The organism is Pedobacter frigoris (assembly GCF_032678645.1).
Taxonomy (GTDB): domain Bacteria; phylum Bacteroidota; class Bacteroidia; order Sphingobacteriales; family Sphingobacteriaceae; genus Pedobacter; species Pedobacter frigoris_A.
In genome coordinates, this window is sequence record NZ_JAVTSP010000001.1 from 148,925 (window position 1) to 174,900 (window position 25,976).

Consider the following 25,976-nt stretch of genomic DNA (forward strand, 5'->3'; position numbering starts at 1 on the left):
TCAAAGCAAATGAAAACGAAATATATAATACACCTGTTGGGATTGACAGTGTTTTTACTGAGCACAGTTTCTTGTAAAAAGTTTCTTGAAACTAAGGCCATTCAGACTCAGAGTGTACCGGAGAGTTTAAATGACTTACAGCTTCTACTGGATAATCCGATCATGCAATCGGGATTGAATGCTGTAAATAGTAGTTCAGACGAATATTATGTGACGTATACCAATTGGCTCAGTTTAACGGATGTAATTAATAAAAGAGAATATGTATGGGATGCGGAAGTGATCAACCTGTCTGACTGGAATTCGGCCTATAAGAATATCCTATTTGCAAATACTGTTCTTTTTTACCTGGATCAGGTTTCCGGTACGGGAACTGCTGAACTTGCAAGAAATATAAAGGGACATGCACTATTTGTGAGGGCTTATTTTTTTTATCTGATGGCACAAAGCACCGCCCCTCAGTATGATCCGGCAACCGCATCAACGGACCTGGGAATTGTATTAAGATTGGATCCTGATTTTAATAAAGAAACGGTGCGGTCTACTGCCAGGCAGAGTTATGAGCAGATGATCAACGATCTGGAATCAGCATTAAACTTGCTACCCGATGTGCAGCTTTATAAAACCCGGCCTGGAAAAGCTGCCTGTCTGGCCTTGCTGGCAAAAGTTTACCTGCAAATGGGGGATTTTGAAAAATCAAGGGGATATGCAGATGCCAGCTTGAAAATTACCAGCAACCTGATTGATTTCAATAGTTTGACAACAACAGCTGCTTATCCATTGGGCAATTTTAACAATAATATTGAGCTGCTGTACTATTCAAAAGCCAGTTTGCAGGTACCGCTTAACGGTGATGAAACGCGCGCAAGAGTAGATTCGGTATTATATAGAACATTTGCAGATGATGACTTAAGAAAAAAAGCATTTTTTAGGGACAATGGGAATAAGACCTTCACTTTTAAAGGGAGTTATACAGGCGATAGGACTCTTTTTAACGGTATAGCTGTAGATGAAATTTACCTTATCCGTGCAGAGTGCAATGCGAGATTGAATAATGCGAATGCGGCGATGGGGGATTTGAATACTTTGTTGGGGAAGAGGTGGGTTAGCGGAAAATTTAACCCATATGCTAATCTTTCAGCCGAGCAGGTTTTACCGATTATTCTTCAGGAAAGAAGAAAAGAACTCCTCTATCGCGGAACACGGTGGTCGGATTTAAAACGGTTGAACAAAGACAGCCGTTTTGCAGTAACCTTGAAACGGGAACTAAATGGAGAGGTTTATTTATTGCCTCCTAATGATCTGAGGTATTCTGCGTTATTGCCTGTTGAGCTACTATCGCTCACTAATCTTCAACAAAATCCACGTTAACACTAAATAATATCCATTCATTTAAAAACAAAAATTAAATAACACATGAGAAAAATTGTATGTATGCTGTTGTTCGCGACAGCTGTAAACTATGGCTATGCCCAAAATTCTTCAGAAAAAAAGCAAATACTAGAAAAAGTGAGAATTACAGATTGGAGTCAGAAAACCTATGCTTTTCCAACAGGAATTGAATATTGGAACTCTGTGGATACAACCGCATTGATGACAGCTATCAGCCCAAAAGAATTTCAAAAAATAAAGGCGTTCACAGCGTATAATATACTTCCTTACCCTACAGAAATGAGTGTGCTTTCTCTGTCTGGTACGGATGCAAGAGATCCCGTGACTCTTTATAAAAAACTGGATAAACTTAAGATATATAGAATTGCAAGTTTTATTCATACCGGCGCAACTGGTAAAAAATTCAACCAGTCTATTGTTATTGCACCTTATGCCGAAAATAAAGATTGGGATCCAGCTGCCAAATGGGATACGCTTTATATCTTTATTAATAGCAAATATGTAGAGCCTCTTAAAAACTAGTATTTAGAATTTAAAAATAGAATTTAGGTTTGTCAGAAATGGCCGCTGTTGGATAACGCGGTCATTTATAAACCCTTTTGAAAATCGTATCTATTATTTAATATTCCGAGATTCAACAGCCCAGAAGCCTGTATTTTGCATAGTCAGCCTTCATTCTGTGCAAATTTATATCATAAAAAATCAAAATATTGACAAATACCTCAATTAATTAACAACGCTTAAAAATCAATCACCCCTAAATTATGCCTAAACGTAAACTCACCAATCACCTGGGATCAACGCGTCCAGTAAGTAAAGGACTGCCCAGTCTTTTAAAAAACGAACTCCAATTAAAACACTATCTAATTTATAAAATCAAATTTTGAATTAACATCTCTTATGAAAAAAGTTTATTTGTCTATACCAGGAGAGCCGATAGACGTGCTCCTGGCTTATTTACATAGCAAAATGGAGCTGACTGCTACATTTGATGAAACCATAGTACCCATGCTGACTGCGTTTACTCCGGAGAAGACCTATCATTGTAAAAAGCTAGAAAAAGTGATGCGGACAGCTTACTGGGTACATACGGGGTATGCTTACATCACCATCAAGCTACAAAATAAGGAGGGGATACCGGTACAGCATCTGGTGGATATACTGGGGCCGGGAAAGATCATGCTGCATCCTGACGGGTTTTTTAATAATGAAGAAACCGCTTGTGAGTTTTGGATCACGCCGGGATCTATAGTGGTGCCTTTTACTCAGCAGAATTTTGGCGAGTTAAAGCTTAGCGCCACGGAGGCCAGTGCACTGGCAGCATGCATACTTGCGGAAAATGCTACGCTCAGTTTAATAAAAAGCTGTATGCTGAAGCTGCCCGGCCTGATGCTGCTACAGGAAATGAATAGGATTTTTGGTAAGCTGATCTGGCAGCATTTTTCGCAGCATGAGCTTTCAAATTATACCGGAATTACAAAGTCTCACTTGTGCCGGATAAAAAATAGGGTGTAGTTTTCTATTGTGTTCGATTTGTTTTTGAAAAATATTGTAATCAGGTACACAATATTATAATTAGTTGAAATATATTTATAAAGTTTTCAATTTATTTTAAATATATACAAAATTGTACTATTTAGAAATATTTGGTTGTTTAAGTTTTTTTTGTATTTTTACTTAACTTGTTATTAAATCAGATAATATGAAGGGTGAAGCAACAATAGCGCAAGATTTAGTCAGGACTTTTGGAAAAGGGGACGAGGTATTGTCAGATGGCGTTCTTGCAGAGTCCGGAGCGGAATATAATGGAGGTCAGCGCTATGTTGATCCTTTTAATGATTGGGCTTTTAAGCGAATTTTTGCTTCTGAAGCACACAAGGAAGTTATATTGGCTTTCCTTAACGAGGTTTTAAAAGGCAAAAGACAAATACAAACCATTACTTATACTAAGAATGAGTATCCCGGCGAGATTGAAGAAGAGGGCGGTAGTGTGTTTGATTTTACCTGTACCGATTTTGATGGTACCTCTTTTCTGGTAGAAGTACAAAGACAAAAGCAGCAGCATTTTAAAGAACGTTCTCTGTTTTATGCAGGCAGGTTGATCAGCGACCAGGCACCAAAGGGTAAAAAGAAATGGTTATACAATTTAAAAGAAGTCTACTCAATTTCATTGTTAGAGAATTTCTGTTTGCAAGGTACTGATGCAGACGACTATATGCATACTGTTTGCTTATGTAATAGCAAAACAAGGGAGCCTTTTTATGATAAACTGCATTTCATTTATATTGAAATGATAAAATTCACCAAAAAAGAAGCAGAGCTTAAATCTGCACTTGACCAATGGCTATATGCCTTAAAATATGCGTCTGCGATGAGACAGGAGCCGATATTTTTAAATGCACCAGAACTAACAACATTTTTTGAACTGGCTAACTACGCCAAATTAACACCTAAAGAACGAGATATGTACAGAACAGCACAACAAAGGAAATGGGATGAGCAGAACGTTATTGATTATGCGAGAGAGGAGGGGATTGAAATAGGTTTTGAAAAGGGTCGTGAAGAAGGTCGTTATGCAGAAAAAATGGCGAACGCCAAAAACCTGAAGATTCAGGGTGTAGATATTAAAATTATTGCTGTTGCAATGGGGTTGTCCGTTGACGAGATAATTGCTTTATAGCCTAAAGAAAATAAACTGTCTGGTTAATTTTTTGTCTTTTTGCAATTGATTGAAGGGGATGTGGCTATTAATTTAGTTCATAAACTAACTTATTAACCTAAACCTATTTCTATGGAGGGCTTATTTCTCTCAATTAAACACGTGCGGCAAATCACCAGATTGGGTGAAACTGCAGCGCAAGGCCGCCTGGCCGATGTCCGCAAGGCATACAACATTCCCAAATATCAGCAGGTAAATGTTTTTGAATATTGTAAGTTTTATCGCTTGGATGTAGATCTGATATTGAAGCTATTGAATGGAGACAGGAGGTAGTCGTGATCTTAAGTTACGAATAGTTCCGGTTTGACTCAGATTTCACCTTATTCTGCCAGTAAGTTATACTTCTTTATTTTATTGTTAATGAACTACTTATGTTTGGTTTAATTAACTGAATGTTTTACTTAATTTTTAAACTATGGGAAGAGCAATTTGGGGAACCTCAGGCGGCTTTCAGGGCAAAAATGGTGCAAACGTAGGCCGGTGGCTGAATGGACAAAACATTGTAGGCCCGCTGCCTCACCCTTCTCAAACACCACCCTCCACCGCACAGCTCAATCAGCGCGCAAGATTTGGCCTGGTAACGAGCTGGCTCAGAGTAGTCAAGGGCGTTATTCGTATAGGATTCAACGTGCACAAGGAAAAAGCATCGCCATGGAATGCTGCAGTGCAATACAATCTGGAATATGCCGTAACTGGCGTAGCGCCAAACTTTACCATGAATTATCCCATGGTGTTGTTTTGCAAAGGAGAGCTTAGTCCGCCGCTGGATGTAACGGTAGCTACTGCGGCAGGAGCAAATCTGGAATTTGAATGGGATACGTTGTTTAACGTAGGTTTTGGGGCAGACACCGACAAGGCCACCTTTGTGGTGTACAATCCGGACAAAGATCTGTTTGTGGTGCTGGCTGGTGCTGTAACCCGTGTGACAGGGACATTTACAATGCAGTTGCCAGTGTCATTTACTGGTGATCTGGTACAGTGCTACATGAGTTTGCTGTCTACAGATGGCAAGGTGTCTAGCGACAGTGTATTTGCCGGGGCGCTAACGGTAGTGTAAAATGAGGCAGTGAAAGGGGGCTACTGGAAGAAATCGGAATGACAACTTTCAGAAAGCCCTTTTTTATTTAGAAATTGCTATTTCTCCCAACGAATCGCTATCTTTAATACCTTAATCTGATAAAACTAAAATTATGAAAAAAATATTCGTCCTATCATTGTTTGTAAGTGTGATTACAGCATTTACTGCCTCTGCTCAACAAGACAAAAGTAAGAGAGCAAGTCCTCCGGCTATAGTTAAGGAAACCACAGCGTCAGGTACAACAATTACTATCGATTATAGTCAGCCATCCGTTAAGGGCCGCAAAATAGGTGGAGAGATCGCACCTTTTGGTAAAGTTTGGCGTACAGGAGCAAATGAAGCGACTGTATTTGAAGTGGATAAAGGTGTAAAGGTGCAGGGTAAAACGCTGCCTGCCGGAAAGTATAGTTTGTATTCCATTCCTGGTGAAAAAGAATGGACAATCATTTTTAATAAAACGTGGAAGCAGCCGGGAACAAGTTACACAGAAGCAGATGATGCATTGCGCGTAACTACTAAGCCTGGAAAATCTGCTTCGTTTACTGAGAAGATGACCTTTAATATTGATAAATCAGGTAAGGTTACTTTGGTATGGGGAGATGTAGCAGTTCCTTTTACAGTAAAATAAAAGCTTAAGTTTAGAAAAAGCCTGTCATGAAAATGACAGGCTTTTTTCGTTTGAGCCCGCTTTATAGCTATTTTGTTGTACTTTTGCTTCATCATATTATGTACATGGATACTACTTCGAAACTAGCGTTAATTATAAATGATCTGGATTTACCACAGATGCACCGGAGCATAGCGCAAAAGGTACAGAATCAGGAGCGGATCGGCTTTGAGGAGGGCGTTTACCTTTATGAACACGGCGAACTGGCTTATCTTGGTGTTCTGGCAAATTGCATCAGAGAGGCGAAGCATGGTGATCGTACTTATTTTAACCGCAACTTTCACCTGGAGCCTACTAATTTATGTGTCTACGATTGTAAGTTCTGTTCTTATTCCCGTTTGATTAAACAAAAGGCTGAAGGATGGGAACTTACCATGGAGGAGATGCTGGATATCGTTAAAAAATATGATAATGAACCTGTAACAGAGGTGCACATCGTAGGAGGGGTTTTGCCTCAATATGATGTGGCGTTTTATTCGGCCTTATTTACAGCAATAAAGAAGCATCGCCCTGAACTTCATGTGAAAGCCTTGACTCCGGTGGAGTATCATTATATCTTTAAAAAAGCAAAAATAGACTATGCTGCTGGTATGAAATTGATGAAAGACGCAGGTCTTGAGTCGATGCCCGGAGGTGGTGCAGAGATCTTTCATCCTGAAATAAGGGAGCAGATCGCTAAAGATAAATGTACTGCAGATCAGTGGCTGGCCATTCATGAGGAATGGCATAAGTTGGGGATGCGTTCTAATGCAACGATGTTATATGGACATATAGAGCGATTTGAACACCGGGTAGATCATATGGAACGTCTACGCCAGTTGCAGGATAAGACTGGGGGGTTTCAGACTTTTATACCGCTTAAATTCAGGAACCAGCATAATCAGATGGACCACGTGCCGGAAGTTTCTGTGATAGAAGATTTAAGAAATTATGCGATAGCACGTATTTACATGGATAACTTTGATCATATTAAAGCTTATTGGGCGATGATCAGCAGGCAAACTGCTCAATTGTCCCTCAATTTTGGGGTAGATGATATTGATGGCACGCTGGATGATACCACAAAGATCTATTCTATGGCCGGTGCGGAAGAACAAACTCCTGCTATGAGTACACAAGAAGTCGCAAATCTGATTAAACAGGTGAAACGACGCCCGATTGAACGGGACACGTTGTATAATGTGATCAAAGATTATACAGACGTTGTGTTTGAAGATGAAGTAAAACCACAATATTATAAACTCCCTGTAGTCAATTAATGGATAGAGAAATATACATCATCAGACATGGTGAAACGGAATTAAATAAACTCGGCATTGTACAGGGACGCGGAGTAAACAGTGACCTTAACGATACCGGTAGGGCACAGGCTGCGGCTTTTTATGCAAGGTATAAGGATATACCTTTTGAAAAAATATATACTTCTAAGTTGGTTCGTACGCATCAGACTGTGAAAGGTTTTGTTGATGCAGGTACGCCCTGGGAGCAACTCTCAGGACTTGATGAGCTTGCCTGGGGCGAGTGGGAAGGTAAGCCCAATGATGAAAATGCAATAGCGGCTTTTAAAGGATTGGCAGAGCAATGGGATGCCGGAGACTTTGATGCTCACTTTGCAGGGGGCGAGAGTCCTAATCAGGTTTTGCTGCGGCTTAAAGAGGCGCTGGATGAGATTCTGAGCCATAAGGATGAGAAGTTGGTTTTGGTGTGTATGCACGGACGGGCAATGCGCTTATTTTTGTGTCTGCTGATGAATAAACCACTGTCGGAAATGGGGGAATTCCCGCATCTGAATACAACACTTTACAGGGTGCAGTTGACCGGTGAACAATTCACGATCATCGACTTTAACAATACCGATCATTTAAAATAATACCCTTTTGAACAAGATTAAAATTTCTGCGGTTTCTTACACGAATACCAAACCCTTTATTTATGGTATTGAACATTCAGAACTGATAAATAAGATAGATTTAAGTTTAGATATTCCTTCAGATTGCGCTACTAAATTAATTAACAGACAGGTGGATATAGGTTTGATTCCTGTCGCTGCCATTCCTTTTGTACCCGGGGCAAATATCGTAGCTGATTATTGCATAGGCTCAAATGGCGCTGTGAATTCTGTTTTCATTTTTAGTAATGTGCCGGTAAGCGAGATCAAAAAAGTGAGACTGGATAGCCAGTCCAGGACTTCGAATAACCTGGCAAAGGTGCTGCTGAAATTTTACTGGAAAACGGATGTTGAATTTACCACTGACCCTGATGTGAAAACTGATGCAATAGTGTTGATTGGCGACCGTACTTTTGGTAAAAGAAGTAACTATGCGTTTGCTTATGACATGGGAGAAGAGTGGATGAAATTTACCGGGTTGCCTTTTGTATACGCGGCATGGGTGGCCAATACTGCTATTTCGCAGGAATTTATAGATGAGTTTAATGCTGCGCTGGCTAAGGGGCTGGCTTATAGATCAAAATTAGTAAAGGAATTACCACAACATGAGAATTTCGATCTGGAGGACTATCTTCTGAATAAGCTTGATTTTGAGTTGACTACACGAAAACGTGAAGCGCTCAATTTGTTCCTTTCTTATATTGAAAAGCTGTAAACCTATTCACATTTTTTTAATTTTCAACAAATCATAAAGCCTACATGTCAAGGTAGTATCTTTACGATTTTGTAAACAGAATCATTTTGGCTAAAGATAATACGAAGGAAACTCCATTGATGCAGCAATACAATGCGATTAAAGCAAAGTATCCGGGTGCATTATTACTGTTTAGGGTTGGCGATTTTTATGAGACATTTGGTGAAGATGCTGTAAAAACTGCGCAGATACTGGGCATTGTACTTACCAGACGAGGCACTGGTCCAAATGGTGCCTTGGAGTTAGCTGGTTTCCCGCATCATTCATTGGATAATTATCTTTCCAAATTGGTAAGGGCGGGGCAAAGGGTAGCTATCTGTGACCAGTTAGAGGATCCTAAGACAACCAAAACGATTGTTAAAAGAGGGGTGACGGAATTGGTGACCCCTGGAGTTGCCTACAATGACAATATCCTGAGTCAGAAGTCAAACAACTATTTAGCTGCGGTTTACTTCGATAAAAACACATTGGGCGTATCCTTTGCTGATATTTCAACTGGTGAATTTTTAGTCGCACAAGGTGACGTTGAATACATAGATAAGCTTTTGCAGGGTTTTAAACCTACAGAAGTAGTTTTTCAGAAGAGTAAGAGGAAGGAATTCATTGAACTGTTTGGTGATAAATTCTATACTTTTCATCTGGATGACTGGGCTTTTACTGCTGATTATGCCAATGAGATTTTGACCAAGCATTTTGAAGTAAACTCTTTAAAAGGTTTTGGCGTAGATAAATTGCAGACTGGTATTATCGCGGCGGGGGTGGTGCTTCATTATTTAAATGAAACTGAACACCGGAACCTTAAACATATTTCTTCTATCTCCAGATTGGAAGAGGATAAATTTGTCTGGCTGGATCGATTTACAATCAGGAACTTAGAGCTGGTTACCTCAACAAATGATAATGCTGTTACTTTGTTTGAGGTTTTAGACCAGACTTCCACTCCGATGGGAGCCCGGTTGCTTCATAAGTGGATCATCATGCCTTTGAAGGAGCTGAAACCTATTCAGGAACGTCTTGGTATGGTTGAGTTCTTAGTTAAGGATGATGGCCTTTTGCAAGAGTTCCTGGGGCACATCAAGCAGATTGGTGATTTGGAGAGGCTTATTTCGAAGGTAGGCTTGCAGAAAGTGGGACCGCGCGAGCTTTGTCAATTAAAAAAAGCACTTTATCATATAGAAGCTGTAAAGAAGATAGCTGAGGAAGCAAAAAATCCTTTTCTCTCTGTATTGGCTGATCAGCTAAATCCTTGCCTGACGATAAGGGAGAAGCTCGAAAGAGAATTGCAGCAAGATCCTCCAGCATTATTGATCAAGGGAAATGTAATTGCGGATGGGATAGATGAAGATCTGGACCGTTTGCGTAAAATCGCTTTCGGTGGCAAAGATTACCTTGTTGAAATTCAGAAAAGAGAAGCAGCAATTACAGGGATACCTTCATTAAAGGTAGCTTTTAACAATGTGTTCGGTTATTATCTGGAGGTAACACATACTCATAAAGACAAAGTTCCGGCAGACTGGATCAGAAAGCAGACTTTGGTAAGTGCCGAGCGTTACATTACTCCGGAATTGAAGGAGTACGAAGAACAGATACTAGGTGCAGAGGAAAAAATTCAGGTGATTGAGATTCGTTTATATAATGAATTGATGTATCAGGTAGCTGCTTATATCAAACAGATTCAGTTGAATGCTTTCTTGATAGCCCAGCTTGACGTTCTATTATGCTTTGCACAACTTGCCGTTCAAAATCATTATGTAAAGCCTCAGGTAACTAAGGGTAAAGATTTGGATATCAAAGGTGGAAGACATCCTGTTATAGAAAAAAGACTGCCGATTGGACAGGAGTATATCACAAATGACGTGTTTCTGGACAACGATAATCAACAGATCATTATCATTACCGGTCCGAATATGTCAGGTAAATCGGCCATTTTAAGACAAACAGGTCTTATTGTACTGATGGCTCAAATGGGATGTTTTGTGCCAGCCAAATCTGCGAGTATTGGTCTGGTAGATAAAATATTTACAAGAGTCGGTGCTTCTGATAATTTGTCTTCAGGAGAAAGTACATTCATGGTGGAAATGAATGAGACTGCAAGTATTTTGAATAACATCTCAGACAATAGTCTGATCCTGTTAGATGAGATCGGGAGAGGTACCAGTACCTATGACGGGATTTCAATTGCATGGGCTATAGCCGAGTTTTTACATACGCATCCGAATGCTAGACCTAAAACACTATTTGCAACTCATTATCATGAATTGAATGAGCTTGCCAATACGATGGGCAGGATTAAGAATTTTAATGTCTCTATTAAAGAAGTAGGCAACAAAGTAATATTTCTCCGCAAGCTTGTGCCGGGCGGCAGTGAACATAGTTTTGGTATTCATGTTGCTAAAATGGCTGGTATGCCTTCTAAACTGATCAACAGGGCCAATGAAATACTTAAAAAACTTGAAATTGACCGGACCGAGGGACAAAGTATCAAAGACAGTATTAAGAAGGTTCAAAACCAGGCTTATCAGCTGCATATGTTTGCTGTGGATGACCCAATTCTTGTTAAGATAAGAGACACACTGAACAATCTGGATGTGAATATATTAACACCGGTAGAGGCGCTTCTGAAATTAGACGAAATTCAAAGAATAGTTAAACAATAAGGTATGGTTGTTTTAATGAGATACCGACAAGGATTTAAGTTACTAGTATTTTTGTTGGGCATAATGTTCTTTTCTGCATGTGGTTCAAGAAAAGCCACGGTAAAATCAAATACTTCAGCTTCTAAAATGGCTGATGCGATGTCTCATTTAAAAAGTAAACCTCTTTATCGCTTTATAACAGACTGGAGTGGGGTAAAGTACCGCTTAGGTGGTCTTGATAAAAGTGGGATTGATTGCTCTGGATTTGCTTATTTACTCCAAAAGAATATTTATGGAAATAGCTTACCAAGAATATCAAGAGATCAGGCTGAAACTGTAGATGAAAAAAGTTTAGGTCAACTGAAGGAAGGAGATTTGATTTTCTTTTCATTTGGTGGCGGAAGCGTGGATCACGTAGGTGTTTATCTAAATGGCAATTATTTCGTGCACGCTTCTACAACCAGAGGGGTAGTGGTGGATGATTTAAATCTGCCTGTCTATCAAAAAGCAATGGTTAAGGCCGGGTCTTATAAAAATTAGGGTATGGAAAATCATCGTGACCAAAACTCATTCTGGATAAAATACAAGAAATTCGCTACTACAGAAATTTTAATGTATCTGATCATGATTATTGGAATAGGCTTGGGAATTATCATCTTGAGCTAGTTGTTCGACTTCAGTGTGATTTTACTATTGTCAAATCCATTGATATCACTGAAGAAAGTAACCATATCTGCATATTTATCCGCACTAAAGATTCCGCTGGTTGTGTTGAGCTTTCTTTTATAGATCAATTTTTTACCATCTAATTTAATTGCCATTTCATACGTTCCAAATGGTGTTTTTATAGTCACATCTTCTGGTTTTTGCTCCAATGTATAGCCATCTGGTAATTCGTAGACGATTTCGTCTTCATCTGAATACCCCCGGTTTATATATACCGGTAAACTTCTGTTTTTTGATTCGGGAATAGAAGTTACTCTATTAAAAATATTTGGAATGAGGTAAATCCGATTGTTGGTTTTAGGGGCGTATTTTAAGATACTTAATTTAAGAGACTCAGTCGTTGCAGGATTAATGTCTTCTTTTTTTTGGATAAATTTGACATCACTAAAGTTGATGTTGTCTATATCATACTTGTCTTTTAAATGCTTTAACTGCTCTGTATACGGCTCATTAATCATGCTTTCATAATTGTCATACTGTGATCCATATACATTTGTTTGCATATTCCCAGTCACATCCCCATCGTTGGTTATTGTCAATTGAGCTTTTCTTCTCTGCAGGTTTGTCGTTGTATTCAACGTCGGGGTTTTTAAGATTTTCCCGCCTTCCTCTGTACATGCAAATACTGTACGGTCATCTGTGAATGTTCCGAGGTATCCGAAAGGTGAGTTCTGACTTGTACATTCCAGCCAGGTGGTATCGCTTTTAAATGGAATACATAAAATGATGTGATTTCCCTGATCCATACTCGCAAAATCAGCATCCATATTTTTTTTAGTATTGCCGGCATTAACGACACAATAAATGCTATTTATACCAACCGCTTTTAAGAGACTTTGCGTGTAGTTTACCAGTGCTTTGCAGTCTCCATAAGACAGTCGGTCTACTTCTGATGCTGGAAAAGGCTGGAATCCACCTATACCGACCTGTACGCTAATGTATCTGGTTTTCTTTTGCATGAATTCATAAACTCTTTTTGCTTTTTCTTTATCATCAGTTATTCCTTCTACAAGTTTATTTATGTCAGAAATAGTAGCAGGTTTAAGCGTTTGCCTGGTCTTGATCAAGTCATTGTAAACCCATTTTCCAAGTTCATTCCAATTGGTGTAATTTCCCTTAAAGCCGTAATAAATAAATTGTTCCGGTGCTATCTTTATATATGTTAAATAGCTATCTGCATCTGGTGAATACGGTTCGCGCTTAAATGCATTCATGCCAGTTACTCTCCAGGTTAGGCTCTTTGTCTTTTCGGTTGTGGTTTCTTCCGGATCACCTTTGTAATTATAAGCTTTGATACGAATTTTATCTTCTGGTTTGCAAATGAAAGTGTAGCTGTTTTTTTCTACAGCGACGTCAGGATAAGGATTTGCATACCAGTCAGGGATAATTAGATTTTGTTTGTATCTGATTTCATATTCATAGATGACGGTATAAGGGTAGGAAAGGGTAGCAGGCGCAAAAGTCTTGATTCTTACATCTTCAAAAAGCGAGTAATCATTTGAGGCGCTTTCATCACTGAAATTGCCTTGATTAAATTTTCCTATTGTATTGCCGGCGGCATCTAGCAAAATGCCTTTTATACTTTTAATTGCAGTGCTCTTATTGTAATAAATTGAAAGTGCCCCTCTCTCATCAGCATTTTTATTAAGTATGGTAACTGCTTTTTTAACATAGAGCATCACATTGTCCTGTGTTCTCATGTCGACGGTAGTTTCCATATTTCTTATTATTGCTCCAGCTCTCGATTTTAAGTTTGAGGGAATCAGGTCTGCATTATAGTTGGTTGTATTTTGTGCGAAACCACTGTAAGTAAAGCCGATGAAAAAAAAGACTGTCAGTATCCTGAATATCATCCTATTTATTTTTTTTAAAGACAACATCTGTTTTTTGTAATTGAATTAAGCGACTATAGAATTCTTTTAATGAGAGGTATTCTTCCGGTTCATAAACAGGTTTACTCAATTGGAGTACTTGTTGTGATATGAAAGTATCACCTTCAAGCGTACTTGTATTCATATATTTGCCTCCATTATCTTCAATACTCATTGCCATGTCTTTAGGCTTGTCAGCAATGGTGTAGCTATTCGGTAATTTTATAAAGATACTTACCCTTTCTTCTCTTGTAGCCCCGAAATCAACAGGATATGTGCGCTCATTTAGGTTAAAAGGATTTTTTTCAATTCTGTTTATGAAAAATGGATTGAAAAAGAGCTGGTCTTTATTGATGTCATCATAGACTTTCATTTCTATATCGTATTCCTCTACCAATGGATTTTCCAGACTATCAAGATTTTGAATATCATGTTTATTTATGCTGATCCTTGGCATTTGTTCATCTAATTTTTCGACAAATTCTTCTACGGAATTAGCAGCTTTAATTCTCATTCTCTTTTTTAATCCGGAATAGCCAGACGAATATGTGATAAGCTGACCTTTTAGTATTCCATCATTGGTTAGCTCCGCATTTAAAGTATACCTGGTTACATCTTTCTGGCTTGCTTTGATATCATACCAGTAAGAAGGTTTTTTTAGATTAACTACACGTCCCTGCCCATTGATACAATGAAGAGGAAGCAAGCCGAAAGGCATCAACGGTTCAGTCGCGTCTAAAAGATAAATTTCGGTGCCGATATTGACTTTTGCCACAACATAATTAAAATCACTGATAACAGGATAAAGCGTATTTACTGTCCCATTGGATCTTGTTGATAGTATGACCGCATCTACATCCAGATCTGCTGCACTTAATGCCGCTATCAGAGCCAGATTGATGTCTCCAGTGTTTCCTGTATGTGTATCCAGCGCATTCTTGATGTTTGTCTCACTATAAATGCCTATAAATCCGTTTCTTCTGATATTTGCTTTGATATACGCATAGATCGCCTGAGCTTTACTCAATTCATCGGTGGTGTTTCTAAGTATATCCGGAAGTATATTTTTGAAAATGTCTTTCCTTTTCATCTGGGTTCCAAACGACTTATCACTCGTCAGTTCGTAATCGACATCTTTCCACGTCTTAGTTACGTTTTTCTTGCCGCCATTCCAGGTATGATAGTCCGACAGTTCATAATAGATTGCTGATTTGAAATTATCCGGCGATGTCATGTAATCCTCTTCTATAAATGCCGGAACATTCTTCATAATGTATGTTAACTTTGAACAGTCGGCATCATATCCACCGGCCCTAAAACAATTTTTTTGTAGTTCAGCATTGTTAGATGTCAATTTTCTTCCTCCTCTTAAAGAAGCATTGTAGTTATATAATGCAGGGATTACAGCTACATATTCGCTATGAAGTTTTGGTATATTTGATTGAAAATCCCAGCTTTTAAAATTAAAGATGCTGGGTAGAATCATACGGTAGCTATATTCGATGACGCAACCTTCTGTAAGATTAGGCATCGTGAATTTTGTCAGCACAATATATTTATTTTTTCGCTCCGTAAATATGTTCTTTTTATCGAGCACTGTGGCAACTACATTACCGTTTATAAAGGCTGTAGTCACGGCCCTCAGGTCTTCAATCTGATCCTCGTTGTCGCTATAAACCCTTCTTGGAATGACGATATTACCGCTTTCAAAACCATTTTTATTGAAAATCTTAATCTTGACATGGTATTCAAAATCGATGACCATTCTTCCCGCACGCTCGTCAAGACGCATTGAGGAAGTTCCAAATTCGCGGATTACCATTGCATTTGCATTACTGTCCAGTACAACATTTTTTAGATCAAGATCATCACCGGTGAGTTTTCCGTATTCAAAATTCTGTGCATTTACGTTGAGAATACAAGAAATAAAAAAGAAGAGTAAGGCGGAAAGGCATTTCATATTGAGCGGGTTAAACATGACGCAAGATAAAAGGACTAAAGCAATTATTAAAACAAATACGAAATCATTTATACTGAATTGTCCTTTATCAAATAAGTTAAGGAATACCGAATGATTTTTACGACTTTTGAAAGCATTACAAATAGTTAAAGATGAAATTAAATTTAAACCGTCCGCTTGCTTTTTTTGATTTAGAAACCACCGGCGTAAATGTAGGTTCTGATCGCATTGTGGAGATTGCCATATTAAAAGCCATGCCAGACGGCACAGAAGTTATAAAGACACTTCGCATCAATCCGGAGATGCCAATCCCTCTTTCGTCTTCTTTAATTCATGGGATTTACGATAAGGATATTGCAGATCAACCTACTTTTAAAGCCGTAGCTCAGGAACTTTCCGACTTTATCGGTGATGCAGATCTTGCCGGATATAATTCTAACAGATTTGATATTCCTGTTTTATTGGAAGAGTTTTTAAGAGCAGGTGTGGATTTTGATATGACTGACCGCCGGTTTGTAGATGTTCAGAATATATTTCATCAAATGGAGCAGCGTACACTTCGTGCAGCTTACAAATTCTATTGTGATAAAGACATTATCAATGCACACTCTGCAGAAGCAGATATTACAGCAACGTATCATGTGTTGCTGGCACAGATTGAGCGTTATAAGGATGCTGATTTTGAAGATAAACAAGGCAATTTATCAAAGCCAGTTCAGAATGATGTAGATGCCCTTCATGCATTTACCAATATGAATAAACCAGTGGATTTTGCCGGTAGAATGGTTTTTAATGAAGAGGGTGAGGAGTGTTTCAACTTCGGAAAACATAAAGGCAAGACGGTCGAACAAGTGTTTGATATGGAACCAAGTTACTATGCCTGGATGAAACAGGGTGATTTTCCTTTGTATACAAAGAAAAAACTAACTGAGATATGGGAGCGTTGGAATAAGAAAAAAGACCAGTTAAAATTAGAAAAACAACAGTCTGCACCAAATCCTTCTAATGCATCTGGCCAAAGACCCTTACCTAAAGTTAACAATCCCGGATTCAAACCTCAACCTAAAAAAGACAAACCAGCAGTAGATGTCACCAATGACATGCTGGAACAGCTCAAAATGAAATTTGGAAAATAATTAAGAGGTCTTTTTCAGAAAGTCAATATTTCTGGTTAAGCCTTTAAATTTGGTTCTTTTGACGGCGGAGTTTTTAAAAATGTCTTTAAAAACATCCTCAGTAATGTCCATCCAATCTTCGCGTTTCATGCTCAATAGGTTTTCATTGGGCTGAAACATGGGTTCTGAATGCGGTACAGAAAAGCGGTTCCAGGGGCAGACATCCTGACAAACATCACATCCAAACATCCAGTTGTCCATTTTGTCATTGAAGTTGGTAGGGATTTCTTCTCTTAATTCAATGGTTAAATAGGAGATACATTTTTTTGCATCAATGACAAAAGGAGAAAGGATCGCTTCGGTAGGGCAGGCATCTATACATTTGGTGCAGGTTCCACAATGATCGGTCTCAAAAGCATTATCGTATTCTAACTCCAGATCGATGATCAATTCAGCGAGAAAGAAGAATGAACCACTTTTTTTACTAATCAGGTTACTGTTTTTGCCGATCCATCCGATACCTGCCTTCTTTGCCCAGGCACGATCGAGTACAGGAGCTGAATCAACAAAGGCACGTCCACCTACTTCGCCAATATTTTCGGAAATGAAATTTAATAATTGAAAGAGTTTATCCTTGATTACCGTATGATAATCAAAGCCATACGCATATTTTGAAATCTTTGGTGCGTTGGGATCAGATTGTTGCTGATCAGGATAGTAGTTCAGACTAAGAGAAATTACAGATTTAGCTCCCTCTACTAATAGCCTCGGATCTAGTCGCTTGTCGAAATGGTTTTCCATGTACCCCATTTGGCCGTGATGGTTGTTGTTTAACCATTTTTCTAATCTTGGAGCCTCCTCTTCAAGAAATTCAGCCTTTGCAATACCACATTGCATAAAGCCCAGTCGAAAGGCTTCATCTTTAATGAGCTTTCTGTATTTAGCCGAATTGTTGATCATCAGTCTACAAAGATAAACTTTAAGAATAAAACATTTTTATTTAAGCTACTGTTATATAAGCAAACCAAATTTTAGAAATCATGGAAAATCAAAATAATAATCCTGAAGATCATAATGATAGTATTGAAAATATAGAGGCAAGGCATGCTGAGGATCCTAATAAACCTCATAAGCCAATAGAACATGATTATGCTAAACATGAAGCTGATCCTGGACCATCTCCTCAGGCTGTAGAAGAATACAATGACAAAGGCGCCGGTCCGGTAATGAAATGGCTGATTCCGGTATTAATTGTAATATTGCTGATCTGCTGGTTTATATTTAGAAAATAAAAAAGGGGTGTATAACACCCCTTTTTTTGATATAGCTATTTTAACAATCTTACTTCATAGAGATCCTTACGGCGATCTTTTAATATCTTGACCGTTCCAAAATGGTGGAGCTCATCTAAAAGGTGAAGATCCACATCTACTACAAGCATCATTTCCGTATTTGGTGTTGTTTCCGCCTTTACTGCGTTAGTTGGAAATGCAAAATCCGATGGGGTAAATACTGCGGATTGTGCAAATTGAATATCCATATTATTAACCTTAGGTAGATTACCTACACATCCGGCTATCGCAACATAACACTCATTTTCAATAGCTCTGGCTTGGGCGCAGTGTCTTACTCTCGTATACCCGTTTTGAGTATCCGTAAGGAAAGGTACAAACAGTATCTGCATTCCCTGATCTGCATAAATTCTACTCAATTCAGGAAATTCTACATCATAGCAGATGAGTATTCCAATTTTTCCACAATCTGTGTCAAATACCTGAATTTTATCGCCACCCACCATTCCATAGTATTTTTGTTCATTGGGAGTGATGTGGATTTTCCTAAACTCTTCAGTTTTTCCAGTCCGATGACATAAATAGGTAGCATTGTATAGCTTATTGTTTTCCAATATCGGCATGCTGCCCGAAATGATGTTCACATTGTAAGAAACAGCAAATGATTGTATTTTATGTACGATTTCCTCAGTTTGTTCAGCCAGCTTACGCATAGCCTCCATTTCTGGAAGATGATTATATGGCTGAAGAAGGGGGGTATTGAAGAATTCAGGGAACATGATGAAATCAGACTTGTAGCCGCTTACTGCATCCACAAAGAATTCCACCTGCTCATAAAATGCATCGATGTCTGGAAACAACCGCATCTGCCATTGTACCAAACCCAGACGAATAGTTTTTGCTGAGCGTGCGGAAGCATCTATTCCCTGGTAATAAATGTTATTCCATTCAATAAGTGTGGCAAATTCTTTCGACTCATGGTCTCCTGGTAGGTAGTTTTTTAAAACTTTTCTTACGTGGAAATCATTTGAAATCTGAAAAGTAAGCGTAGGGTCGTAGATTTCTTTTGCTTTTACCTTGTCTATGTATTGCCTCGGACTCAGTTTGTCTGCGTATTCATGATATCCGGGGATTCTTCCTCCTGCAATTATACTTTTGAGGTTCAGTGTTTCGCAAAGTTCCTTTCTGGCTTCATACAATCTTCTTCCCAATCGCAACCCTCTGTACTCAGGATGTACAAATATTTCAATTCCATACAGGACATCTCCATTAGCATCATGGGTGCTGAAACCGTAATTCCCTGTAATGTTCTGATAAGTGTGTTTATCTCCATATTCATCGTAATCAACAATAATGGAGAGGGAGCAAGCCACTACTTTGTCGTCTACTGCGATGCATAATTGTCCTTCAGGAAACAGCTTTAAAAGTTTTGCTATGGTCGACTTGCTCCAGATTTGTCCGCCAAGCGTGTCATAAGCCTGGAGCATAGATTCTTTAAGATCGTCGTAGTCTTCTAAAGTGAGTTTTCTTGTTTCTATATTCATAAATAGTTCTTAAATGCCTTTAAATCATATCCTCATATTTGAAGATCTGAGCGGCGGGGTAATAATTTATAGAATTTAACCTTACAAAAACGCTGCCGTGATGGTAATTAGGGATCTAAAATAATTTCCCTGTTTGTCCGGGGAAATTTCTTTTTAAGTGCTTATATGCAGCTTCCGTTGCTTCACGTCCGCGGGAAGTTCGCATGAGAAAACCTTCCTGGATCAGGAATGGCTCATATACCTCTTCAATAGTTCCCTCATCATCGCCTACAGCAGTAGCAATGGTTTTAAGCCCCACAGGACCGCCTTTAAACTTATCTATAATGGTAGTCAATATTTTATTGTCCATTTCATCAAGTCCATGTTCATCTACATTCAGGGCATTTAGGGCATAACGCGCAATTTCAGTATCGATCTGTCCATTGCCTTTGATCTGGGCAAAATCTCTGGTTCGTCTCAACAAAGCATTCGCAATACGAGGTGTACCGCGACTTCTTCTTGCAATTTCATACGCACCCTCATCTGTAATGGGTGTTTTCAATATTTCAGAAGACCTCAGTACGATGGTGGTTAGCAACTTGGCGTCGTAATAAGCCAGTCTGGAATTTATTCCAAAACGAGCACGCAAAGGTGCGGTTAATAAACCTGAACGAGTAGTGGCACCAACAAGTGTAAAAGGATTTAAGGAAATCTGTACAGAACGGGCATTAGGTCCGCTCTCCAGCATAATGTCTATTTTAAAGTCCTCCATAGCAGAATACAGGTATTCCTCTACAAGGGGACTTAAACGGTGTATTTCGTCTATAAAAAGAATGTCACCTTCATCCAGGCCGGTCAGCAGCCCAGCAAGATCCCCAGGCTTATCCAGTACCGGGCCGGAGGTAACTTTTATACCAACACCCATCTCATTTGCAATGATCAGAGATAAAGTGGTTTTTCCCAATCCCGGAGGGCCATGAAGTAAAACATGATCCAGGGGTTCACCACGAAGTTTAGCCGCTTTCACAAAGATCTTCAGGTTTTCCATCACCTTTTCTTGTCCGGTAAAGTCTTCAAAGGCCTGAGGGCGCAGTACTTTTTCTATATCACGTTCAGTGGGGGTAAGGCTTTCTGAAGAAGGATCCAGATTTTCATTCATACCGTAAAGTTACTATAAAAGCGATTAAGTTAAGTACTATTTGCTAAATTTACTAGCAATAGTAGCCTCTTTTATTCCATTGGAATAATTGTAAAAACCTTCTCCGGATTTTACACCTTTATTCTCAGCGGTGACCATATTGACCAATAACGGACATGGAGCGTATTTAGGATTGCCAAAGCCATCGTGTAGTACATTTAAGATAGCCAGACAGACATCCAGACCTATAAAATCAGCAAGTTGGAGCGGTCCCATAGGATGGGCCATTCCTAATTTCATTACTGTATCAATTTCTGCTACCCCCGCCACACCTTCATATAAAGTATAGATTGCCTCATTGATCATTGGCATTAGTATTCTATTGGCTACAAAGCCTGGATAGTCATTCACCTCTACAGGCACTTTATCCAGTTTTCTGGAAAGCGCCATCACAGCTTCAGTAGTTTCATCACTTGTTGCATATCCTCTGATCACCTCTACGAGCTTCATCACCGGTACAGGATTCATAAAGTGCATCCCAATTACCTTGTCGCCACGACCCGTTACTGAAGCAATTTTCGTAATGGATATTGAAGAGGTATTGCTGGCCAGAATGGTTTCAGGCTTAGCAAAGGAATCTATTTCTTTAAAAATCTTTAACTTAAGTTCCAGGTTTTCTGTCGCAGCTTCAACAACAAGACCAACATCTGATACACCATCTCTTAGGTCGGTATATAGTGTAATTCTAGACAATGTATCTAATTTCTCATCTTCAGATAAGGTGCCTTTACTTACTTGTCTGTCAATGTTTTTACTAATTGTACTTAAAGCTTTAGATAGTGCGTCGTCACTGATATCAACAAGATTCACCTGATATCCGAATTGAGCAAAAGTATGAGCGATTCCATTGCCCATAGTTCCCGAGCCTATAACTGCGATGTTTTTCATTTTGTTTTTTATGATGCTAGTTTAGTTTATGGCGCTAATCTATTGATAATCCATGAACCATCCACAAGATCGTATACAATTCTATCATGAAGCCTGCTTGATCTACCTTGCCAGAATTCAATAAAGGTAGGTTCTATCAGGTATCCCCCCCAGTGCAAAGGGCGGGGAATCTCCTTATTTGCATATTCAGCAGTAAGTTCTTTTACTTTCTCTTCCAATAAAAACCTGTCACTAATGATACTGCTTTGTGGAGAAGCCATGGCCCCGATTTGGCTGCCAATGGGGCGCGAATGAAAATAATCGGAGGAAGTTTGTGCATCAACTTTAGTTACCAATCCCTCTATTCTTACCTGCCTCTCTAGTTCTGCCCAGAAAAATACAAGAGCTGCCTGCGGATTTTCGATTAAATCCTGTCCTTTTTTACTTTCATAATTTGTATAAAATACAAATCCATTTTCATCAAAATCTTTTAACAAGACAATACGGGCTGACGGTTTTCCATCGCTGTCTGCTGTAGCCAGGGTCATTACATTTGGTTCATACATTTGTGCGTTGATCGCATCTGCAAACCATTTTTTAAACTGCAGTATGGGGTTGCTTTCTACATCATTTTCGGAAAGCTGTGCAGCACGATAATCTTGGCGTAAGTTTTGTATGTTTTCTTTAGTAAGCTCCATGTACAAAAATAGGGTTAGTTTGTTTATTTTTTCTAAATTTCCGAAATGTTAAGTCGATTAGAGCCATCTCTTGGTAAATTATTAATTTCAGAACCATTTTTAATGGATCCAAATTTCAAACGTTCTGTGGTGTTAATTACGGAACACCAGGAGGAGGGTACAGTTGGTTTTATTCTAAACCACCCCAGTGCATTATTACTTAAGGATTTGATTCCAGAATTGGGCGAAGCAGATTTTCCTGTATATATCGGAGGACCAGTGGGAACGGATACGATTCACTTCATTCACCGCTGTTATGATAAGATAGGTGATGGTGAAGAAATAGCCAAGGGTATTTATTGGGGAGGAAATTTTGAAGCTTTAAAAATCCTGATCAATAACAACAGTATCAGTCCGGATGAAATTAAGTTTTTTATAGGCTATTCCGGGTGGGCAGAGCAGCAATTGAAAGATGAGATTGAAGAGAATACCTGGATCGTCTCAGACAAGTACCATGCTGATGTTGTATTTTCTGATAATGAAGAAGAGGTGTGGAGAGAAGTAATCATCAACTTAGGACCAAAATACGCCCATGTGAGTAAGTTTCCCCAAAACCCTAACTTAAATTAGCCTTCCATTTCTGTGGCGGTTTCTTCAACTTTCTTGCGCAACTCATCTTTATAGTTTTGCATTTTTTCAGCAAGAGCAGAATCGGCGGTAGATAGAATTTGAACGGCTAATAAACCAGCATTTTTTGCTGCGTTGAGTGCTACTGTAGCTACCGGAATACCATTCGGCATTTGCAATATAGACAAGATAGAGTCCCACCCATCTATGGAATTGGAAGATTTTACCGGAACACCGATTACAGGCAATACGGTAATTGAAGCAACCATACCTGGTAAATGCGCAGCACCACCTGCACCGGCGATAATCACTTTTAATCCACGTCCTGCAGCCTGTTTTGCATAATCAAACATCCTGTCTGGAGTTCTGTGAGCAGACACAACTGTCATTTCAAATTCAATACCAAATTCCTTAAAAATATCTGCGGCATCCTGCATGATATGAAGATCCGATTTGCTGCCCATTATAATACCTACCTGTACGCTCATGTTATGAAATAACTTTTAATGTGTTTTTTATATAGTTTGCTTTTTCTATTGCCGCATCGCGATTTTGATCTACCACGGTGATGTGCCCCATTTTACGGAACGGCTTGGTATATTTTTTCCCATATAAGTGTACATATACCCCATCAATTGCCATGATTTTTTCCAACCCTGAATACTTAGCCACACCATTGTGATTTTTTTCACCAAGGAGATTGATCATTACTGCATTGTTGATGGAACGGGTATCTCCTAAAGGAAGATTAAATATGGCACGTAAATGTTGCTCAAATTGAGATACATAATTGCCTTCTATGGTATGATGTCCGCTATTGTGCGGGCGGGGAGCCAATTCATTGACTAAGATCTCGCCATCTTTCGTGATGAACATTTCTACTGCGAGTAAACCTGTGATATTTAATGCTGCTGCAATTTTTTTTGCGATAGTTTCCGCCCTGTGCTGTACGGACTCAGGATAGGTAGAAGGGGAGATTAGGAATTCTACTAGATTTGCTTCTGCATTGAATTCCATTTCAACCATTGGGAAAGTTTTAACATCTCCATTAGGATTTCTTGCTACAATCACAGCAATCTCTTTTTCGAAATCTACCAACTGCTCAATCAGGCAAGGTGCGTCAAAAGCATTGTCAACTTCAGCTATGCTGTTGATTTTCATTACACCTTTACCATCATAACCATCGCGGCGCTGCTTCAAAATATAAGGAAACGCAAAGTCGCTGTTTAAAATGTCTTCTTTCGTATTTACCAGCTGAAAAGGAGCTGTAGGAATGTCATTTTCTTTAAAGAACTGTTTCTGTATACCTTTATCCTGGATCAGGCGTATTACCCTGGCTTGAGGATATACGTGTTTGCCTTCTTTTTCAAGTTGTTCAAGTGCCTCAATATTTACTTTCTCTATTTCAATGGTAATGATATCTGCTTTTCTACCAAAGTTATAAACCGTATCAAAATCTGTAATAGAGCCACATTCGAAGTAATTAGCGATGTGTTTACAAGGAGCATCAGTATCTGGATCTAAAATTAAAGTAGTCAGGTTGTAGTTGATAGCTTCCTGGATCAGCATTCTGCCCAGTTGACCGCCACCTAATATGCCTAATTTTAAATCACTTATTTGTTTTGCCATATCTATATGAAAAAGTTATGCTTATTTTGCACAAAAATAACAATATAAACGGATTGATGGATGCAGATGCTATAATTATTGGTGCGGGAGCTTGCGGTTTGATGTGTGCGGTACAAGCTGGCTACCTTGGAAAAAAAGTTATATTGTTGGAAAAGAGCGATAAACCAGGTGCAAAGATTCTAATATCAGGTGGCGGCCGTTGTAATTATACAAATCTGTTTGCCAATGATGAGCAGTTTATATCTAATAATAAACATTTTATTAAATCGGCTTTTACACAGTGGACCGTTGATGATACTGTGAATTTTTTTGAGACCTATGGCATCATGGGTAAAGAAAAGACATTGGGACAGCTTTTTCCGGATGGCAAAAATGCAAAGGATGTAGTGGCTGTGTTTACGGAAATATGTAATGACTTCGGCCAGCGGATCATCTGCGATGCAGCAGTTACAGATATTGAACATTTGGAGGAGGGCTTTACTGTTAAATACTTGAAGGAAGGTAATTTAAAAGCGCTGAAGGCGCCTAAGCTGGTTATTGCTACCGGAGGCTTACCTATTCCAAAGATGGGGGCAACCGATTTTGCTTTGCGTTTTGCCAGGAAACATGACCTAAATATCATTGAAACAGCTCCTGCTCTGGTACCGCTGACTATTACGGGAAAAGATGAAGAATGGTATGCACAATTGTCCGGTAATTCCATTTTTTGTGAAGTCAGTAACGATCAAATATCTTTTGAAGAGAACATCCTCTTTACACACTGGGGACTAAGTGGGCCTGCTATTCTGCAGATTTCCTCTTATTGGAGAAGAGGAGAGCAAATCAACATTGATTTATTGCCCAGACAAAATATAACTGATTTAATAGAGCAGGAAAGAAAAGAAAATGGTAAATTAATACTGTCAACTTTTCTCAATAGAATTTATCCTAAAAAATTTACTGAAGCACTAGGTAAGTTCCTTCCTATAGACAAACAGGTGGCTTCTTTAACAAAGGTAGAACTTGAATCTATTCATAAAACCATTCATTTGTTTAAAGTAAAACCGGCGGGTGATAAAGGATATGATAAAGCCGAAGTGATGAGGGGCGGTATTGACACCAGTGCACTTTCATCAAAGACTCTGGAATGTAAAAAAATACCGAGCTTATTTTTCGGCGGTGAATGCGTAGATGTTACTGGCTGGCTGGGGGGATACAATTTTCAATGGGCCTGGGCCAGTGGTTTTGTAATCGCACAAAACCTGTAGTTATTGCTTGTTCTTATTTTCTCTATTTTAAACTTAAATTTCTGATGAATTAAATTAAGGTACATTGTCGTAGTACTTTGTATATCTCCCTGTTATGTCCCTACTATCTA

26 protein-coding genes are annotated in these 25,976 nt (G+C 38.9%); 17 read left to right on the forward strand and 9 right to left on the reverse strand.

The genetic code is table 11. From position 1 onward, the window contains the following. Positions 1-9: 9 nt before the first annotated feature. From R2Q78_RS00735 to R2Q78_RS00795, 13 genes are all read left to right on the forward strand, one after another. Positions 10-1,371 carry a RagB/SusD family nutrient uptake outer membrane protein gene (locus R2Q78_RS00735; RefSeq protein WP_316787950.1) on the forward strand — a complete coding sequence of 454 codons (1,362 nt, stop codon included), beginning with the start codon at positions 10-12 and terminating at the stop codon, positions 1,369-1,371. 45 nt (positions 1,372-1,416) lie between these two features. Further along, positions 1,417-1,914 carry a hypothetical protein gene (locus R2Q78_RS00740; protein ID WP_316787952.1) on the forward strand — a complete coding sequence of 166 codons (498 nt, stop codon included), beginning with the start codon at positions 1,417-1,419 and terminating at the stop codon, positions 1,912-1,914. 378 nt (positions 1,915-2,292) lie between these two features. Further along, positions 2,293-2,907, forward strand: coding sequence for a hypothetical protein (locus R2Q78_RS00745; RefSeq protein ID WP_316787954.1), 615 nt, complete (start codon positions 2,293-2,295; stop codon positions 2,905-2,907). A gap of 187 nt (positions 2,908-3,094) precedes the next feature. Continuing rightward, positions 3,095-4,072 carry an Rpn family recombination-promoting nuclease/putative transposase gene (locus tag R2Q78_RS00750; protein ID WP_316787956.1) on the forward strand — a complete coding sequence of 326 codons (978 nt, stop codon included), beginning with the start codon at positions 3,095-3,097 and terminating at the stop codon, positions 4,070-4,072. Positions 4,073-4,183: 111 nt separating this feature from the next. After that, positions 4,184-4,384, forward strand: coding sequence for a hypothetical protein (locus tag R2Q78_RS00755; RefSeq protein WP_316787958.1), 201 nt, complete (start codon positions 4,184-4,186; stop codon positions 4,382-4,384). A 142-nt stretch (positions 4,385-4,526) separates the two neighbouring features. Then, positions 4,527-5,168 carry a DUF6266 family protein gene (locus tag R2Q78_RS00760; RefSeq protein WP_316787959.1) on the forward strand — a complete coding sequence of 214 codons (642 nt, stop codon included), beginning with the start codon at positions 4,527-4,529 and terminating at the stop codon, positions 5,166-5,168. A 133-nt stretch (positions 5,169-5,301) separates the two neighbouring features. Beyond that, entirely contained in the window at positions 5,302-5,817 is a 516-nt protein-coding gene (locus tag R2Q78_RS00765; RefSeq protein ID WP_316787961.1) for a DUF2911 domain-containing protein, read from the forward strand. 104 nt (positions 5,818-5,921) lie between these two features. Then, positions 5,922-7,115, forward strand: a complete 1,194-nt coding sequence (gene mqnE, locus R2Q78_RS00770; protein ID WP_316789982.1) for an aminofutalosine synthase MqnE — start codon at positions 5,922-5,924, stop codon at positions 7,113-7,115. Continuing rightward, complete coding sequence (locus R2Q78_RS00775; protein WP_316787963.1) at positions 7,115-7,726, forward strand: histidine phosphatase family protein; 612 nt, start codon at positions 7,115-7,117, stop codon at positions 7,724-7,726. Before mqnE ends, R2Q78_RS00775 begins: the two co-directional genes overlap by 1 nt. A gap of 7 nt (positions 7,727-7,733) precedes the next feature. Beyond that, positions 7,734-8,459: a menaquinone biosynthesis protein gene (locus tag R2Q78_RS00780; protein WP_316787965.1), complete on the forward strand. Its 726-nt coding sequence runs from the start codon at positions 7,734-7,736 to the stop codon at positions 8,457-8,459. Positions 8,460-8,545: 86 nt separating this feature from the next. Further along, complete coding sequence (mutS, locus tag R2Q78_RS00785) at positions 8,546-11,155, forward strand: DNA mismatch repair protein MutS (protein WP_316787968.1); 2,610 nt, start codon at positions 8,546-8,548, stop codon at positions 11,153-11,155. Positions 11,156-11,158: 3 nt separating this feature from the next. Continuing rightward, complete coding sequence (locus R2Q78_RS00790; RefSeq protein WP_316787970.1) at positions 11,159-11,674, forward strand: C40 family peptidase; 516 nt, start codon at positions 11,159-11,161, stop codon at positions 11,672-11,674. Between the two features lie 3 nt (positions 11,675-11,677). Continuing rightward, positions 11,678-11,800 carry a hypothetical protein gene (locus R2Q78_RS00795; RefSeq protein WP_316787972.1) on the forward strand — a complete coding sequence of 41 codons (123 nt, stop codon included), beginning with the start codon at positions 11,678-11,680 and terminating at the stop codon, positions 11,798-11,800. Here R2Q78_RS00795 and R2Q78_RS00800 read toward each other — a convergent pair. Both R2Q78_RS00800 and R2Q78_RS00805 read right to left on the reverse strand, forming a co-directional pair. Next, a complete protein-coding gene (locus R2Q78_RS00800; protein ID WP_316787974.1) occupies positions 11,797-13,713 on the reverse strand; it encodes a DUF3857 domain-containing protein in 1,917 nt (638 codons plus the stop codon). The genes R2Q78_RS00795 and R2Q78_RS00800 overlap by 4 nt on opposite strands. 1 nt (position 13,714) lies before the next feature. Continuing rightward, positions 13,715-15,691 (reverse strand): DUF3857 domain-containing protein, encoded by a 1,977-nt coding sequence (locus R2Q78_RS00805; protein WP_316787977.1) that lies wholly within the window; start codon positions 15,689-15,691, stop codon positions 13,715-13,717. Between the two features lie 152 nt (positions 15,692-15,843). Between R2Q78_RS00805 and R2Q78_RS00810 the strand changes: the two genes are divergently transcribed. Next, complete coding sequence (locus R2Q78_RS00810; RefSeq protein ID WP_316787978.1) at positions 15,844-16,827, forward strand: exonuclease domain-containing protein; 984 nt, start codon at positions 15,844-15,846, stop codon at positions 16,825-16,827. On the opposite strand, the gene queG is transcribed toward R2Q78_RS00810, so the two are convergent. After that, positions 16,828-17,766, reverse strand: coding sequence for a tRNA epoxyqueuosine(34) reductase QueG (gene queG, locus R2Q78_RS00815; protein ID WP_316787980.1), 939 nt, complete (start codon positions 17,764-17,766; stop codon positions 16,828-16,830). It abuts the gene before it with no gap. Positions 17,767-17,846: 80 nt separating this feature from the next. Between queG and R2Q78_RS00820 the strand changes: the two genes are divergently transcribed. Continuing rightward, positions 17,847-18,098: a hypothetical protein gene (locus tag R2Q78_RS00820; protein ID WP_316787981.1), complete on the forward strand. Its 252-nt coding sequence runs from the start codon at positions 17,847-17,849 to the stop codon at positions 18,096-18,098. A 35-nt stretch (positions 18,099-18,133) separates the two neighbouring features. Here R2Q78_RS00820 and R2Q78_RS00825 read toward each other — a convergent pair whose 3' ends face one another. From R2Q78_RS00825 to pdxH, 4 genes are all read right to left on the reverse strand, one after another. Further along, positions 18,134-19,642, reverse strand: a complete 1,509-nt coding sequence (locus R2Q78_RS00825) for a bifunctional GNAT family N-acetyltransferase/carbon-nitrogen hydrolase family protein (RefSeq protein ID WP_316787982.1) — start codon at positions 19,640-19,642, stop codon at positions 18,134-18,136. Positions 19,643-19,757: 115 nt separating this feature from the next. Then, a complete protein-coding gene (ruvB, locus tag R2Q78_RS00830; protein ID WP_136834677.1) occupies positions 19,758-20,780 on the reverse strand; it encodes a Holliday junction branch migration DNA helicase RuvB in 1,023 nt (340 codons plus the stop codon). 36 nt (positions 20,781-20,816) lie between these two features. Continuing rightward, positions 20,817-21,707 (reverse strand): 3-hydroxybutyryl-CoA dehydrogenase, encoded by an 891-nt coding sequence (locus tag R2Q78_RS00835; RefSeq protein ID WP_316787985.1) that lies wholly within the window; start codon positions 21,705-21,707, stop codon positions 20,817-20,819. 26 nt (positions 21,708-21,733) lie between these two features. Continuing rightward, positions 21,734-22,384, reverse strand: coding sequence for a pyridoxamine 5'-phosphate oxidase (gene pdxH, locus R2Q78_RS00840; protein WP_316787988.1), 651 nt, complete (start codon positions 22,382-22,384; stop codon positions 21,734-21,736). A gap of 45 nt (positions 22,385-22,429) precedes the next feature. Between pdxH and R2Q78_RS00845 the strand changes: the two genes are divergently transcribed. Beyond that, positions 22,430-22,993 carry a YqgE/AlgH family protein gene (locus R2Q78_RS00845; protein WP_316787990.1) on the forward strand — a complete coding sequence of 188 codons (564 nt, stop codon included), beginning with the start codon at positions 22,430-22,432 and terminating at the stop codon, positions 22,991-22,993. Here R2Q78_RS00845 and purE read toward each other — a convergent pair. Together purE and R2Q78_RS00855 are read right to left on the reverse strand one after the other, a co-directional pair. After that, positions 22,990-23,478: a 5-(carboxyamino)imidazole ribonucleotide mutase gene (gene purE / locus R2Q78_RS00850; RefSeq protein WP_316787992.1), complete on the reverse strand. Its 489-nt coding sequence runs from the start codon at positions 23,476-23,478 to the stop codon at positions 22,990-22,992. The genes R2Q78_RS00845 and purE overlap by 4 nt on opposite strands. A gap of 1 nt (position 23,479) precedes the next feature. Further along, a complete protein-coding gene (locus tag R2Q78_RS00855; RefSeq protein ID WP_316787993.1) occupies positions 23,480-24,619 on the reverse strand; it encodes a 5-(carboxyamino)imidazole ribonucleotide synthase in 1,140 nt (379 codons plus the stop codon). Between the two features lie 17 nt (positions 24,620-24,636). Here R2Q78_RS00855 and R2Q78_RS00860 point away from each other — a divergent pair, with 17 nt between their 5' ends. Beyond that, positions 24,637-25,866 (forward strand): aminoacetone oxidase family FAD-binding enzyme, encoded by a 1,230-nt coding sequence (locus R2Q78_RS00860; RefSeq protein WP_316787994.1) that lies wholly within the window; start codon positions 24,637-24,639, stop codon positions 25,864-25,866. Positions 25,867-25,976: the final 110 nt, after the last annotated feature.

Bases quoted from the DNA above. Each gene is read 5' to 3' on its own strand.
- R2Q78_RS00845 (WP_316787990.1), top strand. From the start codon at position 22,430: ATGTTAAGTCGATTAGAGCCATCTCTTGGTAAATTATTAATTTCAGAA.
- R2Q78_RS00805 (WP_316787977.1), bottom strand. From the start codon at position 15,691: ATGAAATGCCTTTCCGCCTTACTCTTCTTTTTTATTTCTTGTATTCTC.
- R2Q78_RS00755 (WP_316787958.1), top strand. From the start codon at position 4,184: ATGGAGGGCTTATTTCTCTCAATTAAACACGTGCGGCAAATCACCAGA.
- R2Q78_RS00765 (WP_316787961.1), top strand. From the start codon at position 5,302: ATGAAAAAAATATTCGTCCTATCATTGTTTGTAAGTGTGATTACAGCA.
- ruvB (WP_136834677.1), bottom strand. From the start codon at position 20,780: ATGAATGAAAATCTGGATCCTTCTTCAGAAAGCCTTACCCCCACTGAA.
- R2Q78_RS00855 (WP_316787993.1), bottom strand. From the start codon at position 24,619: ATGGCAAAACAAATAAGTGATTTAAAATTAGGCATATTAGGTGGCGGT.
- purE (WP_316787992.1), bottom strand. From the start codon at position 23,478: ATGAGCGTACAGGTAGGTATTATAATGGGCAGCAAATCGGATCTTCAT.
- R2Q78_RS00860 (WP_316787994.1), top strand. From the start codon at position 24,637: ATGCTTATTTTGCACAAAAATAACAATATAAACGGATTGATGGATGCA.
- R2Q78_RS00740 (WP_316787952.1), top strand. From the start codon at position 1,417: ATGAGAAAAATTGTATGTATGCTGTTGTTCGCGACAGCTGTAAACTAT.
- R2Q78_RS00810 (WP_316787978.1), top strand. From the start codon at position 15,844: ATGAAATTAAATTTAAACCGTCCGCTTGCTTTTTTTGATTTAGAAACC.
- R2Q78_RS00800 (WP_316787974.1), bottom strand. From the start codon at position 13,713: ATGATATTCAGGATACTGACAGTCTTTTTTTTCATCGGCTTTACTTAC.
- queG (WP_316787980.1), bottom strand. From the start codon at position 17,766: ATGATCAACAATTCGGCTAAATACAGAAAGCTCATTAAAGATGAAGCC.
- pdxH (WP_316787988.1), bottom strand. From the start codon at position 22,384: ATGGAGCTTACTAAAGAAAACATACAAAACTTACGCCAAGATTATCGT.
- R2Q78_RS00735 (WP_316787950.1), top strand. From the start codon at position 10: ATGAAAACGAAATATATAATACACCTGTTGGGATTGACAGTGTTTTTA.
- R2Q78_RS00795 (WP_316787972.1), top strand. From the start codon at position 11,678: ATGGAAAATCATCGTGACCAAAACTCATTCTGGATAAAATACAAGAAA.
- R2Q78_RS00820 (WP_316787981.1), top strand. From the start codon at position 17,847: ATGGAAAATCAAAATAATAATCCTGAAGATCATAATGATAGTATTGAA.
- R2Q78_RS00775 (WP_316787963.1), top strand. From the start codon at position 7,115: ATGGATAGAGAAATATACATCATCAGACATGGTGAAACGGAATTAAAT.
- R2Q78_RS00745 (WP_316787954.1), top strand. From the start codon at position 2,293: ATGAAAAAAGTTTATTTGTCTATACCAGGAGAGCCGATAGACGTGCTC.
- R2Q78_RS00825 (WP_316787982.1), bottom strand. From the start codon at position 19,642: ATGAATATAGAAACAAGAAAACTCACTTTAGAAGACTACGACGATCTT.
- R2Q78_RS00835 (WP_316787985.1), bottom strand. From the start codon at position 21,707: ATGAAAAACATCGCAGTTATAGGCTCGGGAACTATGGGCAATGGAATC.
- R2Q78_RS00750 (WP_316787956.1), top strand. From the start codon at position 3,095: ATGAAGGGTGAAGCAACAATAGCGCAAGATTTAGTCAGGACTTTTGGA.
- R2Q78_RS00790 (WP_316787970.1), top strand. From the start codon at position 11,159: ATGGTTGTTTTAATGAGATACCGACAAGGATTTAAGTTACTAGTATTT.
- mqnE (WP_316789982.1), top strand. From the start codon at position 5,922: ATGGATACTACTTCGAAACTAGCGTTAATTATAAATGATCTGGATTTA.
- R2Q78_RS00760 (WP_316787959.1), top strand. From the start codon at position 4,527: ATGGGAAGAGCAATTTGGGGAACCTCAGGCGGCTTTCAGGGCAAAAAT.